This is a genomic window from Sulfitobacter sp. KMM 9851, from assembly GCF_057178245.1.
Genome location: NZ_CM169991.1, coordinates 3620368 through 3638756 on the forward strand (window position 1 = coordinate 3620368; position 18389 = coordinate 3638756).

The following is an 18389-nucleotide window of genomic DNA, read 5'->3' on the forward strand; positions in this document are numbered from 1 at the left end:
CAGCGGCGTACCCGCGCGATGCCATTTATTAATCACTGCTGTGTCAGCAGCATGACACATATCGCTACCCAATTAGGGTATCGTCTGTGCCACTTTGACATTGGGTAAAAGTGGTGAGCCCGTCCGGGTTCGAACCGGAGACCTACTGATTAAAAGTCAGTTGCTCTACCAACTGAGCTACAGGCCCACTAGGCGGCTTACTAGAAACCTGCGCCAACAGGGTCAAGCCCTTAACGTACGAAATTCGTGCGACATGCTGGATAAGTTCACCTTGCACGGTTATATGCGCCAAATGTGTAGCGATATTACCTCCGGTTTGCCCTTTATGAAGATGCACGGGCTTGGCAACGACTTTGTCGTGCTCGATGCGCGCGCGCGGGCCATGCCTGTCACCCCGTCCATGGCTCAGGCGATCGGCCATCGGCAATTTGGTGTGGGATTTGATCAGCTTGCGGTGATTTCCAACGGTACAGGCGATGCACATCTGACGTTTTTCAACGTTGACGGCAGCGAATCCGCGGCCTGCGGTAATGCGACACGCTGTATTGCGCGGTATTTGATGGACGAATCCGGAGGTGATTCTGTGCAGTTGACCACGCCGCGCGGTGATCTGGCCGCGCGCGATTCGGGAAATGGGATGACATCGGTCAACATGGGCCAGCCGCAACTGGATTGGCACGACGTACCGCTGGCGCGCGAGATGGACACGCTGCACCTTCCAATCCAAGGCGATCCCGTCGCCACCGGTATGGGAAATCCGCATTGCACATTTTTCGTAGACGATGCCGACGCGGTGGACCTTTCTATACTCGGCCCAAAGGCCGAACATGACCCACTGTTCCCCGAGCGGACAAATGTGCAGGTGGCCCATATCATCGGCCCCGACCATATTCGGATGCGGGTCTGGGAGCGGGGCGTGGGCGTCACCTTGGCCTCCGGCTCGTCCTCTTGCGCCACTGCGGTTGCTGCAGCCCGCAGGGGCCTTTCAGGGCGCGCTGTGCGTATTGATCTGGATGGCGGCACGCTGCACATTGACTGGCGCGATGATGGCGTCTGGATGACGGGGCCAAGCATGCATGTGTTCAGCGGCATCCTGACACCTGAATTTCTGGCCAGCCTCAAATGAACGCCCCAGTTTTCAGCACTATGGGGTGTCGGCTCAACGCCTATGAAACCGAGGCGATGAAGGATCTTGCCCAACAGGCAGGCCTGGAAAACGCGGTTGTCGTAAACACCTGCGCCGTCACCGCCGAGGCCGTTCGCAAGGCGCGGCAGGACATTCGCAAGTTGCGCAAGGCACATCCCGACGCCCGGCTGATCGTCACCGGCTGCGCGGCCCAGACCGAACCCGAAACCTTTGCCGCCATGCCAGAGGTCGATGCCGTGATCGGCAACACCGAAAAGATGGTGGGGGCCACATGGCAGGGCCTAGCCGCTGATTTTATTGGCAAAACCGAATCCCTGCAGGTCGATGACATCATGTCAGTGACCGAAACCGCCGGACATTTGATCGACGGGTTTGGCACCCGGTCCCGCGCCTATGTGCAGGTGCAGAACGGTTGTGACCACCGCTGTACCTTCTGCATCATTCCCTATGGCCGGGGCAATTCGCGGTCTGTGCCGGCCGGTGTGGTTGTGGACCAGATCAAGCGGTTGGTCGACAAGGGCTTTAACGAGGTCGTGCTGACCGGGGTCGACCTGACCTCTTGGGGGGCCGATCTGCCCGCGACGCCACGCTTGGGCGATCTGGTGATGCGTATTCTGCGGCTGGTCCCGGATTTACCGCGCTTGAGGATATCATCTATTGATTCGATTGAGGTGGATGAGAACCTGATGCAAGCCATCGCAACCGAATCGCGACTGATGCCACATTTGCATCTGTCGCTACAGCACGGCGACGACATGATCCTGAAACGCATGAAACGCCGCCACCTGCGCGATGATGCGATTCTCTTTGCCCAGGAAGCGCGCGCACTACGGCCAGACATGACCTTTGGTGCGGATATCATCGCAGGTTTCCCGACAGAGACCGAGGCAATGTTCGAAAACTCGCTGGCGCTGGTGCGTGAATGCGACCTCACCTGGCTGCATGTGTTTCCCTATTCCGCGCGCCCCGGCACCCCTGCGGCCCGGATGCCTGCCGTGAACGGCGCCGCCATCAAGGAGCGCGCCGCGCGATTGCGCGCAGCAGGGGCCGCACAAGTCGACCGCCATCTCACGCAGCAAGTAGGCGTGACGCATCACATTCTGATGGAAAACCCACATATGGGGCGCACGGCGCAGTTTACTGAAGTGACCTTTGAGGCCGCGCAGGCGGAAGGCCAGATCGTGACTGCGGAGATTACAGGCATTTCAGGGCAGCAGCTTACCGCCTGAACCTGTCCCTAACCGGATAACGCAAAACCCCCGCAGGCTGGCTGCGGGGGTTTTTGTTTTTGTCGTGGGCGTGATCCGGTGGATCAGCTTTCCTTGCGATACTTCACAGGGGCCCAAAGCTTTTTATTGGTCAGGTACAAAAGGACCGACAGAAGTGTCAGCAGCAGCACACCGGCAAAACCAGCCTGCTTTCGCGCGCCCAGCTTGGGCTCGGCTGTCCACATCAGGAAGGCAGATACATCTTCGGACATGTGGTGCAGGTCATTGGCATGGCCATCGACAAATTCCACCTGCTCGTCCGCCAACGGGGGTGCCATTGAGATCCAGCCACCAGGGAAGACGGTATTTTCATACAGAACCGTGCCCGCCTGCTCCTTTTCCTCACCAGTGTAGCCGGTCAGCAAAGCGGTGATATATTCCGGCCCGCCGATACCTTTCATAAACTGGTTGATACCCAGACCATAAGGCCCGTGGAACGCCGCCCGCTTTTTCGCCATCAGCGACAGGTCAGGCGCGTTGGGCAGGCCGGAACCGGGGAAGTGATCCACCGGCGTTGCGGGACGTGTGTCGTCCAAATCCGCGTCGAATACGTCAAAGCCTTTGGCGTATTCGATCACTTGATCTTCTGGCAGATGCGGGCCGCCTTCGTCACCCAGCGTGCGCAGGGCGACATATTGCAGACCGTGACAGGCCGAACAGACCTCGGTGTAGATTTGCAGACCGCGCTGAAGCTGGTTCACATCATAGGCACCAAACGGCCCGTCGAAAGAGAAGTCGATGTTCTCGATATGCGGGGTCGCGTGGGCATCGCCGGCGTGATCGTCGCCGTCTGCCGTGGCTGCATGATCACCTTCTTCGGTGGCATGCTCGTCCTCGGCGGCTTCGTCGTGTGCGTCGGCTTCAGCTTCTTCAGTCTCGGCGGCTTCGGCTTCAGGCTCGGCGGTTTCCGCTTCCTCTGTTGCTTCTGCGGGCTCTTCTGCCGCGGGCTCTTCTTCGGTGGCCTCAGCCGCTTCTTCAGCGGCTGGGGCTTCTTCGGTCACTTCTGCTTCAGCCTCGGCTACTGGGGCTTCGGATGCCGCAGGGGCATCCGTTGCCGGTGCCTCGGCGCCAGTGACTGCCTGATCATCGACCGCCTGTTGTTCGTCCGTAACCGTTGGTGTCTGCACCAATTCGTCGGTTGCAGTTGCCTGCGCCAGAACCATCGACCCGGGCAGAATAAGCCCCAGCGTGACCGCAGCAGAAAGAAGGTTTGTTTTTAACATTGTCATGTTCCTTATTCCGCCGGGTTCACAAGCGTCTTAGTGCCGCCCACCTTGGGCGCATAATGCGCGTCAAAGTCGGCCTCGATGGTTTCTGGCTGCGGCAGCGGCTTTTCGATCACACCCAGAAGCGGCAGGATGATTAGGAAGTAGGCGAACCAATAGGCCGAAGCGATCAGCGAGAAGGTCGCGTAGGGTTCCTCTGCGGGCATTGCCCCCAGCCACATCAGCGCGAAGAAGTCGATCACCAGCAGGGCAAACCACCACTTGAACATCGGACGATAGCGGCCCGAACGTACAGAAGAGGTATCCAACCAAGGCACCAGCGCCATCACGGCAATCGCTCCAAACATCGCCAGCACGCCAAAGAACTTGGCGTCGATGATGCCACCGGTCACGAAGGACGCGATCTGCACCACCCATACCTCGGACGTAAAGGCCCGGAGGATGGCGTAGAAGGGCAAGAAGTACCATTCCGGCACGATGTGTGCAGGGGTGCTGAGCGGGTTCGCCTCGATATAGTTATCGGGGTGGCCGAGATAGTTCGGCATGAAGCCAACGATGGCAAAGAAGATCGTCAGAATGACCGCCAAGGCGAACAGATCCTTGATCACGAAGTAGGGCCAGAAGGGCAGCGTGTCTTTCTTGGCTTCTTCCTTGGAACCGCGACGCACCTCAACACCGGTTGGGTTGTTGTTGCCCGTGGTGTGGAAGGCCCAGATGTGTACGATCACCAGACCAGCAATCACGAAGGGCAGCAGGTAGTGCAGGCTGAAGAAACGGTTCAGCGTGGCGTTATCAACAGCAGGCCCGCCCAGAAGGAAGGTTTGCAGGCTTTCCCCGATGAACGGAATCGCGCCAAAGAGGCCGGTGATCACGGTTGCACCCCAGAAGGACATCTGCCCCCATGGCAGTACGTACCCCATAAAGCCGGTAGCCATCATCAGCAGGTAGATCAACATGCCGATGATCCACGTGATCTCACGCGGGGCCTTGTAGGACCCGTAGTAGAGACCGCGGAAGATGTGGGCATAGACCGCTACAAAGAACAGCGACGCGCCGTTCATGTGTAGATAGCGCAGCATATAACCACCATTCACGTCACGCATGATGTGTTCGACCGACGCAAACGCCATGTCGACATGTGGTGTATAGTGCATCACCAGGACGATGCCGGTGATGATTTGCAACGCCAGACAGAACGTAAGAACGATGCCCCAGATCCACATCCAGTTCAGGTTCTTCGGTGTCGGGATCATCAATGTATCATAGAGCAGGCCAACAACGTTAAGGCGGCTTGATAGCCACTTTTCGCCTTTGGTTTTCGGCTCGTAATGGTCGTGAGGAATTCCAGCCATGTATCTGCTCCCTTAACCCAGTTTGATCGTGGTTTCATCCACGAATTCGGCGACAGGAACCGGCAGATTGCGCGGTGCTGGCCCTTTGCGGATGCGACCGGATGTATCGTAGTGCGACCCGTGGCAGGGGCAGAACCAGCCGCCAAAATCGCCAGCGTCACCCAGTGGCACACAGCCAAGGTGCGTACAAACACCCATCTGGACCAACCATTCACCAGCTTCGTCGAGGCTGCGGTTTTCATCGGTGGCCGGAACGCTGCCGGACAGGTTGCCATTGTTGGCTTCCGGGTCTGGCAGGTTGCTTACCTCGACTTCGCGCGCCTGCGCGATTTCGTCTTCGGAACGGCGGCGAATGAACACCGGCTTGCCCAACCATTTGACGGTCAACTGTGTCCCGACATCCACACCTGAAACATCCACGCGAATGGACGACAGCGCCTTAACATCGGCAGAGGGGTTCATCTGGTTGACCAAAGGCCAGACGGCAGCACCAACGGCGACAGCACCTGTACCAGCTGTGGCATAATACAGGAAATCCCTCCGGGTGCCTGCGTGTTCTTCTGCTTGGGACACGGGTTTACTCCAATTTCTTGGCCATTTGGGGCCATCAGACATAGGGGCGGCACAAGGAATGCCACCTGACTTCAAAGCGGTATCTACCGACACAGGCCGCGCCCGTCCAGATGTCAAAGGCGCGCAATCGGAAAGATGGTCGCCGTTAAGGGGCAAAAATACCGCTAATGTGGCAATATCAACCCTGTGGCGGGGCCGTTTTTACCATCTCGGGGCGCGAATCAAACGCGTCAAACCATTTTGCCAGCGCATCGTTACCCTTGCGCCAGTCGCGCGCCCCATGACGAAAATCTACATATCCCAAAGCGCAGGCAATCGCGATTTGGCCCATATCCAGCGGGCCGGCAAGATGACTCATCCAGCGCGTATTCAGCGCGCTACAGGTGGCGGCGATCTTGCCCCACTGTCCTTCGACCCAATCTGACATCTGCAATTCCTCGGGCCGCAAGCGCGCCTCGTAAGTCATCAGCAGCGCGGCATCCAAAATCCCGTCTGCCGTCGCCTCCAGCGTCAAAGTGTCCCACTTGCCCGCGCCGCTTGGGTACAGATTGCCCCCAGCGCGATCATCGAGATAGGCGCAGATCACGCGGCTGTCGTACAACGTGGGGCCATCGGGGCGCTCAAGTGCGGGCACCTTGCTGAGTGGGTTTTTTGACCGAAACCCGGCAGCCGGGGCCAGCGGCGTCCCAGACGTGGGTTCAAGCGTTACATCATCCAGCTGACCGGTGACATGCAGCAGCACCATGACCTTGCGCACATAGGGCGAGGTCGGGGAGTAAAAGAGTTTCATGGCAAATGTCCCTTGTTGTTGCGGGGCACTATTCCTTGGCACAGTTCAGGACGCAATGACGATTACGCACCGCGCATCAGCGCTGCCAGAACTCCGGGTTCTGTGCCAAAACCATAGGCCTGCATATTGTCTGCCGCTGCCAGACGCACCGCATCGGCTTTGTTCTGGCCCAGCTTCCACGTGCCATCGACGCCGGTAATCTGCATCCGGCAAGGTACAATCATGCGCAGCATCTTGTCGCGGGCCTGGGGCGTCATCTTGTTGAGGGTCCAAGGGGTCTTGGGGGCCAGGCGCGACTCGTAGACCGCAGATTGCCGCGCCAAAAGATCTGGCAGCTCTACGGAAGGGCGCAGTTCCAGCGTGCCGGTCAGATGGACGGCCACGTAGTTCCATGTCGGGACCTGATCGTCGATCCCGTACCAATCGGGCGACACATAGCTGTCTGCACCGGTAACGGCGATCCGCACGGCCTGCGCCGTTTTCAGCGCCCGCGCGATAGGGTTTGAGCGCACCAGATGCAACTCTGCCACATCGCCGCTGTCATTCAGAATAAAGGGCACATGCGACATCAGTGGCCCATCGCCGCCGTTCACCGCCAAAACCCCAAAGGCGGTTTCGCGGGCTGAGGCAAGGTTTTGCGTGGCTTCGGCAGTGTGGTAAATCGGGTTCGGGTGCATGGCGAAAATCCTCTGACGAAGGTCGTTTCGGTATTGCAGGGAAAAGCACAACTTGGCAACTTATGTGGATTCTCAGGGCGGGGTGCAATTCCCCACCGGCGGTAAGCGGTCCATCCGCAAGCCCGCGAGCGGCCCCAAACGGGGTGTCAGCAGATCTGGTGTAACTCCAGAGCCGACGGTCATAGTCCGGATGAAAGAGAATGCGAAAACAGGCGGGCTGCTGGCCTGCACCTGTGATCGTGATCGCCTTGGGTGGACGTGTCTGGACCTGAAGGAGATCTCAAATGACACAAGATAGTTCCACCCGCTTTGCCTTTGTGCGCGCACGCTGGCATGCGGATATTGTTGACCGGTCACTAGACGGGTTTACCGACGTCATCGACACCTCGCAGGTCGATGTATTCGACGTGCCGGGCGCTTTCGAGATGCCCCTCATGGCACAGCAACTGGCGAAAACCGGGCGCTATAATGCGATCGTCTGCGCCGCCTTTGTGGTGGACGGCGGGATATACCGGCATGATTTTGTCGCGCGTACCGTGGTGGACGGGTTGATGCGCGTCGGGTTGGACCATGATCTGCCGGTGTTGTCGGTGTCACTGACCCCGCACCACTATCAGGAAACGGACCACCATAACGCCATCTACCGTGACCATTTCATCACCAAAGGCCGCGAGGCGGCACAGGCCGCGTTAAGCATCACTGAGGCGTTGGATGCGTTTTCTTTAAAAGAAAACGGTGCGGAAATTTCAAAAATTTCCGCCGCCTAGCCCAAATAGGCGCGCAAGGCCGGTGGCGGGTTGTCCAACAGCTCTGCCGCCGGTTTCGGCGCATGGGCGATGCCATCGGCGACAAAGATCGCCGCATCTGCAATGCGCTGCACGTCGCCTGGTGCATGGGTGACCATGATCAGTGTCGCGTCGGTTTCGGCCACCAGATCCTGCACCAGATCCAGCATTTCATTGCGCAGTGCCGGGCCAAGCGCGGCAAAGGGTTCATCCAGCAACAACAACGGCCGCGCCTGCACTAGAACCCGCGCCAATGCCGCACGGCTTTGCTGCCCACCGGACAATGCGCCGGGGCGCTTGCTGCCATGATCCGACAGACCGACACGTTCCAGCGCGGCGTCAACGCGAAACAGAGTGTCGGCGTTCATGCGCAGATCAGGGCGAAGCCCCAGTGCTACGTTCTGCGTCACCGTCAGATGCGGGAACAGGTTGTTGTCCTGAAACAGCATTGTCATGGCGCGCTGCCCAGGCGCGTGGTCCGTGATGTCCAAACCTTGCCAAGTCACCCGCCCCGACTGCACAGGGACAAAGCCGCAGATCGCGCCCAACAGCGTCGATTTGCCCGACCCCGAGGGACCGATCACGGCGTATTTTCGCCCCGCTTCCATCTTCATATTCGCGCTCATGGCGAAATCGCCCTGCACGATGCGCACGTTCTCAAGCGTCAGCATACCAGCGTCCCCATTTATCACAGACAAAAAAAACCGCCATCGCCAGTACAAGCAGGATCAGTGCCGCCCCTGCCGCGGCCTCCATCCGGTAGGCGCCCATCAGGCGGTACATTTGCAAGGGCAACGTCGCGCGATCTTGATCGGCAAACAGCGCAATCACGCCCAGATCACCAACCGACATTGCCCCCGTAAGCCCGGCAGCAAAGCCTAATTGCATCCGCATGCGTGGCAAGATCACCCAACGCCAGAGCGGCCAGCCCGTCAGGTGCAGCATCTGCGTCAGTCGCCCGTAATCGCTCAACGTGTCGCGCAGCCGGGGCACGAGGATACGCAGCACAAACGGCAGTGCCATCAGCGCATTGACCAAAGCCGTGGCAGGCAGGCTCAGCAGGGCTGGATCCAACACCGGGTTTAGCAAGATGAACCAGCCCGTACCGATCATCAACGGCGAGGCGGCAAGGCCCAGCAGGCCGATCGCCTCGACGCCGCCACGCTGGCGACTGGCGATCCATCCGGCCATCGGCAGGGCCAGCGCGGCCAGCACCAGCACGCTTAGCCCTGCAACCAGCAGCGTGTTCACCGTGGCCTGCCAGATCGACAGCGGCAACTGCGGCAACCCGACCACTCCGCGCAGCACGACCGCCACCATCGGCAGCAATAGAAACAGCGCGGCCAGTGTGATGACGGCGATATCCAGCAGGCGTTGCCCACCGTCGCGTGCATCCCAACGCCGGATTGCGCGGTCAAGCCCGCCACCCAATGAAATGGCCGGGATCAACCACAGCGCCAGCACCGCGGCGGTGCCCGCCAGCAACAATTGCACGAGAGACAGCAAGGCCGCCCGCCCAAGGTCGAAATCAAATCGGAACGCCTGATAGATCGCCAGTTCAACCGTCGTTGCGCGGGGCCCGCCCCCCAGCGTCAGCGCCACCGCAAAACTCGTCAGGCAGATCACAAAGATAAGCGCAGCAACGCCCGGCAGCACTTGCCGCAGCATCGGCCACTCCAGCGCCAAAAACACCGCACGCGGCGTCAGTTGCAATTGACCTGCAAGACGAAACCGCTCTGCCGGGATGCTTTGCCAGCCTTGCAGCAGCAGCCGCGTGGCCAGCGGCAGGTTAAAGAACACATGCGCCAGCACCACACCCTGAAGCCCGTAGATCGACAGGCTGGGCAGACCCAGCATGGCGCCCAATTGGTTCAAAACGCCCGAGCGGCCAAAGATCGTAAGCACGCCGATAACCGCGACGATCACTGGCAGAATGAACGGCGCACCGAGCAGCGTGATCAACGCCCCGCGCCCGACAAAGCGTCGCCGCGCCAGCGCCCGGGCTACCGGCACCGCCAGAACGACCGAAATCAGCGCCGACAGCATTGCCTGATAGGCAGTAAACCGGATCGCCGCCCAGTCGGCTGCCCCCAATCCGCTGCCCACTTCGGCGCCGGAGAACACCGCGAATAACGCTGACAGGATGAGCACGGCGACAAGCGCCGCCGCGGTCACCCCTGCTTCACAAGCTATTGAGACAGGGCGGTCAGCCATTCTTCCAGAGCCTTATCGCGCAATGTGGGAATATCATCGCTGGGCAACAGCAGCGCCTTGCCCGGAATGATCATGCCGTCAAACCCTGCGGGCAAACCCCCTTGGGGCGTCACGGCGGGATACATCCAGTTGGTCGTGGGCAGCACCGATTGCGCCGCGTCGGACACCAGAAAAGACAGGAACTGATCGGCAAGATCAGGCTGATCCGAAGCTGCCAATTTTCCCGCGACTTCGATCTGCATGTAATGACCTTCGTCAAAGAGCGCTGCCGCCTTGCTGTCGTCGTCTTCCGCGATCAGATGATAGGCCGGCGAGGTGGTATAGCTCAGCACCATGTCTGCCTCGCCCTCAAGGAACAGCCCATACGCCTCGGACCAGCCTTTGGTCACCGTCACGACGTTGTCTGCCAGCCCCTCCCAGATGGCAGGCGCATCGTCACCATAGGCCGCCTTGACCCACATCAGCAGCCCCAGACCGGGGGTCGAGGAACGCGGGTCCTGAATCACGATTTTCAGATCACTTTCCGCCAGCGCTTTGAAATTTGCAGGTGCGGTCAGATCGGCATTGTGGACAAAAGCGAAATAGCCCCAGTCGTAGGGCACAAAGATATCGTCGTCCCAGCTGATTGGCAGGTTGAATTCGGCGCTGGTGTTACTGGGCGCAAACAGGCCGGTTTGTTTGGCTGTGGCAATCAGGCTGGTGTCCAACCCCAGCACGATATCCGCGTCAGACCGGTTGCCTTCCAGCTTGAGCCGGGCCAGCAAGGCCGCACCGTCGCCCATGCCGACAAATTTCAGATCGCACTCGCAGACCTGTTCAAACTGCGCCTCGATAGCCGGGCCTGGTCCCCATTCAGACACAAAACTGTCGTAGGTATAGACCGTCAGTTCTGGCGTCTCGGCAATTGCCGCCGAGGCGCCCATCAGGCCCGCTGCAAGTGTAAGATACTTCATGGCATCCTCCATTATGCGGCGTCAGAAAAGTGTTGGATGGATGTCCAGACCTTCCCTCCGCCGGTGTTAACCGGTTCAGGTTCAACGGGTCCACGCATCATGCGTATCTCAGCCTTGCGGCCCCCCGAGGTAAACCCAGACGTAGTACAGGTGATCCCGACGCGCAACAGATACTCAATATTAAAACCTGAGCATGTGTTGTTAACTCAGTTTCACGTAGGCTCGTGAAAGTATTAAATTTTCCATAAGGCATACTCATGAGATCAGGCATTGTTACGGCGGCCATAACGGCACTGACACTGGGCACATCGGCATCCGCGCAAGGTTTTGAATATGGCGGAACTATCGTTTCTTTGACCTATGCGCATGAGCATGACGATTTCCGGGACCGAAAAAGAAACACGCATAGAGTGTCATCAACTACCGCGTTTTCCTACGATGATGTGCTGGGGGAAGTGTTTCTGGCTTACACCAATCAGAAATTTGGCCCCCAAACTTCATCTGAAGCCAAAACAACCGGCTTGCGTTTGCTTTACCAGCTCTCGGATGCCTTTGCAGTCGGTGTTTATGGCCATTACAATGACACTTCGGCCAGCTTGTTCGGCGGCGTTGACGACAGTAATGTGTCTCGCGGCATCGAAGTGCGCGGGACTATCAGCACGTTCACATACAACGCCTTCGCGGGGCGGAATGCAAAGTTGCGCGGAGCGGTTGGAGGATATGACAACTGGCACAGTGCTGGCCTGAATCTGGGTCACGACCTGTCTGATAACGCCCATGTCTTTTTCGAGGCCCAGCGTGATTACTATTACAATTATGGGTCAAAAGTTGAAGTTGACGCCTTCAGACTGGGCCTGACCTATGACATCGGCAGCCTATCAGCTGCCGCAGGACAACCAATATACCTGACTGGCGAACTGAGTCGCTTTTCATCGGCACTCTCAAATCGCGCCTATGCGCACCAAGTCGCCTTGACGGTTAGTATTCCATTGGGCGGCTGGGCGGCAAAGCCCACAGCCTTTCGCGGCGCTCGCAACCTCTTCACCAGCTTGGATTACTGATATCTATTGCCCCGCGCCCTGCCGCCCTTGGCAAGCGCGGGGCATCGCTTTATGCCGTTCCTTGAACTGGGAGAACGCGCATGAGCCTGAACAGCTTTGGTCATTTGTATCGGGTCACCACCTGGGGTGAAAGCCACGGGCCCGCGTTGGGTGCGACCATTGACGGCTGCCCGCCCGGCGTGCCGATTAACGAGGCCATGATCCAGCAGTGGCTGGACAAGCGAAAACCGGGGCAGAACAAATACACCACCCAGCGGCGCGAGGCGGATGAGGTACGCATTCTGTCGGGCACCTTTGAAGGGGTGACCACCGGCACGCCGGTGCAGTTGATGATCGAGAACACCGATCAGCGGTCCAAAGATTACGGGGATATCAAGGACAAGTTCCGCCCCGGCCATGCCGACATCACCTATTTCCAGAAATACGGCATCCGGGACTACCGTGGTGGCGGACGGTCGTCGGCGCGCGAAACGGCAGCACGGGTTGCCGCCGGGGGTCTGGCCCGCGAGGCGATCAAGCTCTTGGCGCCAAATGTGGATATTACCGGCTACATGGCGCAGATGGGCCCGCACAAGATCGACCGTGAGGCGTTCGACTGGGATCAGATCGAACAAAACCCGTTCTGGGTGCCCGATGCCGGGGCGGCTGTCGACTGGGCCGAATATCTGGACGGGCTGCGCAAGTCGGGTAGCAGCGTGGGCGCGGTAATCGAAGTGGTCGCGCGCGGCGTGCCTGCCGGGTTGGGTGCGCCGGTCTATGGCAAGCTAGACACCGATCTGGCCGCCGCAATGATGAGTATAAACGCCGTCAAGGGTGTCGAAATCGGCGAAGGCATGTCGGCGGCAATGCTGACAGGTGAGTTGAACGCAGACGAGATATTCATGGGGCCGGATGGTCCGCAATACTCCTCGAACCACGCGGGCGGTATTCTGGGCGGGATCAGCACCGGGCAGGATGTTGTGGTGCGTTTCGCGGTCAAGCCGACATCAAGCATCCTGACCACGCGGCGCACCATCACCAAACAGGGCGAAGAGACCGAGATCATCACCAAGGGCCGACACGACCCTTGCGTCGGCATCCGCGCCGTCCCGGTGGGTGAGGCGATGATGGCTTGTGTCATCCTGGATCACCTGCTGCTGCACCGCGGCCAGATCGGCACCAACCGTGGACGGATCGGGCCACAGGCGTGAGGCACCTGCCATGAAGGTCGACGATTTTTCTGCCCGCCCGGCGCTGGGTATCGCGCTAAAGATCATGGCGATTTTACTGTTCACCTTCATGTCTGCCATCATCAAGGCCATTGCCGATGATGTGCCGTCTGGTCAGGCGGTGTTTTTCCGGTCGTTCTTTGCCATTCCCGTGATCCTGATCTGGCTGGCGCAGCGCGGCAAGCTGTCGGTGGGGCTGAAAACCCGCAACCCGATGGGTCACGTTTGGCGCGGATTGTTCGGCACCACCGCGATGGGGCTGACATTCACCGGGCTGGGCCTGCTGCCCTTGCCTGAAGTCACCGCAATCGGTTTTGCCACACCCATCTTCACGGTCATTCTGGCAGCGGTTTTACTCGGGGAAAAGATCAGGTTTTACCGGGTGATCGCGGTGGCAGTGGGGCTGCTGGGCGTGATGATTATCCTGTGGCCGCGATTCAGCAACATCGGCACGATGGAGCAGACGGCGACCATAGGCGCTTTGCTTATTGTGATTGCGACCATGTTGCGCAGTCTGGTGCAGATACACATCCGGCAATTGGTGCAGCACGAAGACACTGCTGCGATCGTGTTTTACTTCTCGGTAACGGCATCGTTGCTGGCGTTGTTGACCCTGCCGTTTGGCTGGGTGGTGCCTGACGCGAGGACTCTTTCGCTTTTGGTACTTGCCGGGTTTATCGGTGGTGTTGCGCAGATATTTATTACGTCGGCCTATCGCTTTGGATCGGCGTCGATGCTGGCGCCCTATGATTATACGTCGATGATATTTGCCATCGTAATCGGCTATATTTTCTTTGCCGAGTTGCCGACCTTTGTCATGCTCAGCGGGGCCTTACTGGTTATTGCCGCCGGAGTGCTGGTGATCTGGCGTGAACGCCAACTGGGCGTCGAGCGTGGCAAGGCGCGGTCTGTGACGGACCCCAAGGCGTAAGCGCTGATGCGCTGGCCCGCTCCGACCCGCCGAAGCGGGGTGCGTCGCAGATGTGGGGTTTCGCCCGCAAGAGGGGGTGCTTATGGTGCCACGAACCCGGACCGAGGAGAGAGCCATGAGTGACGCGAATTCAGACCCGCACAAAGCCAAAATGCAGGCCCGTCAGGCCGAGCAGCGCGCCAAAGTGGCCGAGTTGCAGGACCCTGAAAAGGGTCTGGTTCTGGTGCATACTGGGGCGGGAAAAGGCAAGTCCTCCAGTGCCTTCGGGGTTGTGATCCGCGCTTTGGGGTGGAAGCAAAGTGTTGGTGTGGTGCAGTTCATCAAGGGCAAGTGGAAGACCGGCGAGCGGTTGTTTTTTGAACAGACCGGCGGTGTGAAGTGGCACACGATGGGGGAAGGGTTCACTTGGGATACCCAAGACAAGGAACGCGATATTGCGGCGGCGCAGGCGGCGTTCGCCAAGGCCTGCGAGATGATGGCCAGCGGCGAATTTGACCTTGTGGTATTGGACGAGATCAACATCGCGATCCGCTATGAATACTTGAGCATTGCCGAGGTGATTGCGGGGCTTGAGGCGCGGGACAAGCGCACGGCGGTGATTTTGACGGGGCGTGATGCCAAGCCGGAGATTTGTGACTTTGCCGATCTGGTCACCGAGATGACGGAAGTGAAACATCCGTTCAAGGCCGGGATCAAAGCGCAGCGCGGGGTGGATTTTTAACGCCCCCGCGCAAAGTTCGGTGGTCGGATTGCCCGAAACGGGCGAATCGTAGGTTAACGGCCTGAAAAACAGGGGTTTGGGCGATGCACAACCTGTACAGGCCCCGTACAGCACCTGTACAGCGGGCGGACACCGGAGGGTGGGGTTAACAAGGCGCGCGCTGGGTTTGTTACTTAAGTCTTAACGCGCCTGTTGGCGCAGGTGCCACATCACAGCCGTCAGCACCACCGCGCCGCCAAGCAGGGTGGGGGTGCTGGGCGTTTCCGCGAACACCAGCCAGACCCAGACCGGGGCCAATGGGGCATCCAGCGCGGTGATCAGCGCGGTTTCGACGGCGGGCAGCATGCGCGCGCCGAGGGCGAAGAGCGCGAGGCCGAGGGCGGAGTTGATCAGGCCGAAGGCGGCGAGCAGGGCCAGATCGCTGGGCGTGACCATCAGCCCTTGGGCAAAGGGGAGTGCGGCGAGGCCGCTGAGCAGGGCCGAGACTGCGGCGGCGGCCAGCACCGGGATGTTTTGCCAGCGGCGCAGGATTACCATTATCAGGGCCAACGCCACGGTCATGCCGAAGGCCAGCAGATCGCCCAGCAAGCTGCCATCCCCGCCCATGCCAACCATCACCACAACACCAGCTAGTGCCACAAGGCTGGCGCAGAGCGCGCTGCGGGCGGGGCGTTCGGACAGCAGCAGCCATGCAAGGGCGGCGGCGACCAGCGGCACGGTGGCATAGACAATGGCGACATGGGCCACGGTGGTCAGGCGCAGGCCGGTGATGAAACACAACATGCCAAGGGCAGAAATGACGGCGAACCCCCAACCGGGCGCGCCGAGATGCGCCAGATCGCGCCAAGCCTGCCGCCCGTGCAGCGCCAGCGCCACGGCAAATATGCCCAGCGCGCCGAACATGCCACGCCAGAACAGCATGGTGCCGGTGTCGGTATCGATCATCCGGGTGAAGAGGCCCGCGGTGGACCATGCCACCGCCGCCCCGGTGACCAGCAAGAGGCCGAGGGAGTAGCGGCCCGTGAGCTGCGTTGCGCTTGCGTGGTCTGGCATATTTGGGCCCCCGATGATCCTGAGGAGCAGTGTAGCGCCACTCTGCTGACATGTATCTGTCAGCAGGGTTGTGGTAGGTTGTGTGAAAGGGGAAATGGCCATGCGATCCAGCCGGATGTTCGAGATTATTCAGATGTTGCGCGCGGCCTCGGCACCCTGCACGGCGGCGCAGATTGCCGAAGCGCTAGAGGTGACCAAGCGCACGGTTTACCGGGACATTGCCAGCCTGCAGGGGATGCGGGTGCCGATCGAGGGGGCGGCGGGTGTGGGGTACATCATGCGGCCCGGATATAACCTGCCGCCGGTGAATTTCGATGTGGAGGAAGCGGAGGCGGTGACCGTGGGGTTGAGCATGATCGCGCGCACCGGCGATACCGGGCTGGTGCAGGCGGCGCAGCGGGCGGCGCGCAAGCTGGCCGAGGCGACGCAAGTGGGGCCGACGTTGTTTGCATCGAACTGGGGGCCGGAGGTGCCTGAGCGGGTGGATATGAGCGTGCTTAGGCGCAGCATTCGAGACGAGCGGGTGCTGGCGTTGCAATACGCCGATGCGGCCGGGGTGGTGACGTGGCGGCGCGTGTTGCCGCTGGCGGTGATCTATTACTCGGACGCGGTCGTCTTGGCGGCCTGGTGCGAGCTGCGGCAGGATTTCCGGCATTTTCGCGCGGATCGGGTGATTGAGGTTGAGGTGCTGGCGGAGGGGTTTGCCGAGCGCGGGGCGGGGTTGCGGCGCGATTGGGCGGCGGGGCATTTGGCGGGGATTTGACCCCGGCTTTCACCAATGATGTGAAAACCGGGGTCAAGAATAGTCGCGTCAGATCGCCGCCCCAACCGGGTCGAGCGTGACGGTGTAAAGCTCGGTGTCGGCGCGGTCCATCAGGCGGACTTTCATCTGCTGGGTTTGCGCGTCGATGTCGACAAGGCCAAAGAACTGCAACCCCGCTGAGGGCGGAAGGTTGGCCTGCCCGGCCTCGGGCGCTTTGACGAACTTCAGCTCGGGCCCGAACGTCGCATCCAGATCGTTGGGGCCAAAGGTGCCGGCATGCAGCGGGCCAGAGACAAATTCCCAGAAGGGATCAAAGTCCTGAAACTGCGCCTTTTCGGGGTTGTAGTAATGCGCGGCGGTATAGTGCACATCGGCGGTGAACCAGACGACATTGTCGATGCGCGCGGTTTTGATAAAGCGCAGCAGGCCCGCGATTTCCAGCTCGCGCCCCTTGGCGGGGCCGTTGTCGCCGTTGCCGACCGCCTCTGCCCCGCCACCAACGACTAGGCCCAGTGGCATGTCGCAGGCGATGACCTTCCAAGTGGCGCTGGAATTGGTCAGCTCGCGTTTCAGCCAGGCCATTTGCTCGTCGCCAAGGATCTGCGTCGCCTGCGACATTTCGGTTTGCAGGTTTTCGCTGTTGGCACCGCGATAGCTGCGCAGGTCGAGGAAGAACACATCAAGCATCGGGCCGTAGTTGATCTTGCGGTAGACGCGGCCCGGTTCGGACGGGGTGATGCGCAGGGGGGTCATTTCGTGAAACGCTTGGGACGCGCGGGCGGCGAGGACGTGGATGGATTTTTCGCTATAGCGGTCGTCTTCCATCAGGCTGCGGGACGAGGACCAGTTGTTCACCACCTCGTGGTCATCCCACTGCATGAAGGTGGGTACCACGGCGTTCAGGGCGCGCACGTGGTCGTCCATCATGTTGTATTTCCACTGGCCGCGATATTCATCAAGGGTTTCGGCCACTTTGCGTTTCTCGTCGATGATCGTGGTGTTTTTCCACATGGTGCCATCGTCAAGCTGCACTTCGTCCTCAAGCGGGCCATCGGCATAGATGGTATCGCCGGAGTGCAGGAAGAAATCGGGTTTGTGCGTGGCCATGGTGGCGTAGGTGCGCATGCCGTCGTCGTCGATGCCCCAGCCTTGGCCAGCGGTATCGCCGGACCAGGCAAAGCGGATGTTGCGCCGCGCGGTGGGGGCGGTGCGGAACTGGCCGATGATCGGCTCGGACGTGGCATTGATGTCGTTCAGATCAGCAGCGGTGAAGCGGTAAAAGATGTCTTGGTCAGAGGGCAGCCCTTCGACCAGTCGCTTGATCGCCAAATCGTGGTTCGGCAGGGCGTTCATCGGGGCCAACTGGCGCGCATTGGCAAAACTTTCGGTGGTGGAAACCTCCATCTGCACCCGCGCCGGGCGGTCTGTGCGTGTCCAGATCATGCCGGATGTTGTATCCACGTCACCCGACTGCACACCGTGGGTAAAGACCGGGCGAGATGACGCGCGGCTGAGGCTGGGCATGGCAAGGCCAGCGGCAAATGCGGCGGAACCTGCCAGCATGGCGCGGCGGGTGGGGCGGATAAGTTTTGTCATTGGATGGGTTTCCCTGTCTGACGGGTTGCGATGGGCGCAAATGAACGGGCCTGCGTGACAGGGGATCGACA

The 18389-nt window shown here is 60.0% G+C and carries 17 protein-coding genes, 1 tRNA gene, 1 pseudogene and 2 riboswitches; of the genes and pseudogenes, 8 read left to right on the forward strand and 11 right to left on the reverse strand.

Translation table 11 applies throughout. The features are described 5' to 3' along the window. Positions 1-111: 111 nt before the first annotated feature. A tRNA-Lys gene (locus tag AC1965_RS17920) sits at positions 112-187 on the reverse strand. A gap of 105 nt (positions 188-292) precedes the next feature. On the opposite strand from AC1965_RS17920, the gene dapF reads away from it, so the two are divergent. Beyond that, entirely contained in the window at positions 293-1126 is an 834-nt protein-coding gene (gene dapF, locus AC1965_RS17925; RefSeq protein ID WP_483885187.1) for a diaminopimelate epimerase, read from the forward strand. Then, complete coding sequence (gene mtaB, locus AC1965_RS17930; RefSeq protein ID WP_483885188.1) at positions 1123-2376, forward strand: tRNA (N(6)-L-threonylcarbamoyladenosine(37)-C(2))-methylthiotransferase MtaB; 1254 nt, start codon at positions 1123-1125, stop codon at positions 2374-2376. The genes dapF and mtaB overlap by 4 nt, the downstream gene beginning before the upstream one ends. Before the next feature lie 83 nt (positions 2377-2459). On the opposite strand, the pseudogene AC1965_RS17935 reads toward mtaB, so the two are convergent. From AC1965_RS17935 to AC1965_RS17955, 5 genes and pseudogenes are all read right to left on the reverse strand, one after another. After that, positions 2460-3167 (reverse strand): annotated as a pseudogene (locus AC1965_RS17935) (cytochrome c1); the annotation flags it as partial. 482 nt (positions 3168-3649) lie between these two features. Next, complete coding sequence (gene petB, locus AC1965_RS17940; protein WP_483885189.1) at positions 3650-4993, reverse strand: cytochrome b; 1344 nt, start codon at positions 4991-4993, stop codon at positions 3650-3652. A 12-nt stretch (positions 4994-5005) separates the two neighbouring features. Continuing rightward, positions 5006-5566 carry a ubiquinol-cytochrome c reductase iron-sulfur subunit gene (petA, locus tag AC1965_RS17945; RefSeq protein WP_483885190.1) on the reverse strand — a complete coding sequence of 187 codons (561 nt, stop codon included), beginning with the start codon at positions 5564-5566 and terminating at the stop codon, positions 5006-5008. A gap of 178 nt (positions 5567-5744) precedes the next feature. Next, the gene (locus AC1965_RS17950) at positions 5745-6356 is read right to left on the reverse strand and encodes a glutathione S-transferase (protein WP_483885191.1); all 612 of its coding nucleotides are present in this window, start codon (positions 6354-6356) and stop codon (positions 5745-5747) included. Between the two features lie 62 nt (positions 6357-6418). Next, positions 6419-7033, reverse strand: coding sequence for an FMN-binding negative transcriptional regulator (locus AC1965_RS17955; RefSeq protein ID WP_483885192.1), 615 nt, complete (start codon positions 7031-7033; stop codon positions 6419-6421). Positions 7034-7097: 64 nt separating this feature from the next. Beyond that, positions 7098-7239, forward strand: a riboswitch (FMN riboswitch). Positions 7240-7317: 78 nt separating this feature from the next. On the opposite strand from AC1965_RS17955, the gene AC1965_RS17960 reads away from it, so the two are divergent. Beyond that, positions 7318-7800: a 6,7-dimethyl-8-ribityllumazine synthase gene (locus tag AC1965_RS17960; RefSeq protein WP_483885193.1), complete on the forward strand. Its 483-nt coding sequence runs from the start codon at positions 7318-7320 to the stop codon at positions 7798-7800. Here the strand turns inward: AC1965_RS17960 and AC1965_RS17965 are convergent. From AC1965_RS17965 to thiB, 3 genes are read right to left on the reverse strand one after another with little or no spacing between them, the layout of a single operon-like run. Then, positions 7797-8489, reverse strand: coding sequence for a thiamine ABC transporter ATP-binding protein (locus AC1965_RS17965; RefSeq protein WP_483885194.1), 693 nt, complete (start codon positions 8487-8489; stop codon positions 7797-7799). The two genes, AC1965_RS17960 and AC1965_RS17965, sit on opposite strands and share 4 nt — an antisense overlap. Continuing rightward, entirely contained in the window at positions 8476-10032 is a 1557-nt protein-coding gene (locus AC1965_RS17970; protein WP_483885195.1) for a thiamine/thiamine pyrophosphate ABC transporter permease ThiP, read from the reverse strand. The genes AC1965_RS17965 and AC1965_RS17970 overlap by 14 nt, the downstream gene beginning before the upstream one ends. Next, entirely contained in the window at positions 10008-10985 is a 978-nt protein-coding gene (thiB, locus tag AC1965_RS17975; protein WP_483885196.1) for a thiamine ABC transporter substrate binding subunit, read from the reverse strand. The genes AC1965_RS17970 and thiB overlap by 25 nt, the downstream gene beginning before the upstream one ends. A gap of 35 nt (positions 10986-11020) precedes the next feature. Next, positions 11021-11122: riboswitch (TPP riboswitch) on the reverse strand. A 120-nt stretch (positions 11123-11242) separates the two neighbouring features. Between thiB and AC1965_RS17980 the strand changes: the two genes are divergently transcribed. The 4 genes from AC1965_RS17980 (at position 11243) to cobO (ending at position 14906) form a co-directional block, all read left to right on the forward strand. Then, positions 11243-12046, forward strand: a complete 804-nt coding sequence (locus AC1965_RS17980) for a hypothetical protein (protein ID WP_483885197.1) — start codon at positions 11243-11245, stop codon at positions 12044-12046. Between the two features lie 80 nt (positions 12047-12126). Further along, entirely contained in the window at positions 12127-13236 is a 1110-nt protein-coding gene (aroC, locus tag AC1965_RS17985; RefSeq protein ID WP_483885198.1) for a chorismate synthase, read from the forward strand. Between the two features lie 10 nt (positions 13237-13246). Then, the gene (locus AC1965_RS17990) at positions 13247-14185 is read left to right on the forward strand and encodes a DMT family transporter (RefSeq protein ID WP_483885199.1); all 939 of its coding nucleotides are present in this window, start codon (positions 13247-13249) and stop codon (positions 14183-14185) included. A 115-nt stretch (positions 14186-14300) separates the two neighbouring features. Continuing rightward, the gene (gene cobO, locus AC1965_RS17995) at positions 14301-14906 is read left to right on the forward strand and encodes a cob(I)yrinic acid a,c-diamide adenosyltransferase (RefSeq protein ID WP_483885200.1); all 606 of its coding nucleotides are present in this window, start codon (positions 14301-14303) and stop codon (positions 14904-14906) included. A 180-nt stretch (positions 14907-15086) separates the two neighbouring features. On the opposite strand, the gene AC1965_RS18000 is transcribed toward cobO, so the two are convergent. Continuing rightward, on the reverse strand, positions 15087-15959 hold the full coding sequence (locus AC1965_RS18000; protein WP_483885201.1) for a DMT family transporter: 873 nt from the start codon (positions 15957-15959) through the stop codon (positions 15087-15089). A 100-nt stretch (positions 15960-16059) separates the two neighbouring features. On the opposite strand from AC1965_RS18000, the gene AC1965_RS18005 reads away from it, so the two are divergent. Further along, entirely contained in the window at positions 16060-16722 is a 663-nt protein-coding gene (locus tag AC1965_RS18005) for a helix-turn-helix transcriptional regulator (RefSeq protein ID WP_483885202.1), read from the forward strand. 48 nt (positions 16723-16770) lie between these two features. Here AC1965_RS18005 and AC1965_RS18010 read toward each other — a convergent pair whose 3' ends face one another. Continuing rightward, the gene (locus tag AC1965_RS18010) at positions 16771-18318 is read right to left on the reverse strand and encodes an alkaline phosphatase D family protein (protein ID WP_483885203.1); all 1548 of its coding nucleotides are present in this window, start codon (positions 18316-18318) and stop codon (positions 16771-16773) included. Positions 18319-18389: the final 71 nt, after the last annotated feature.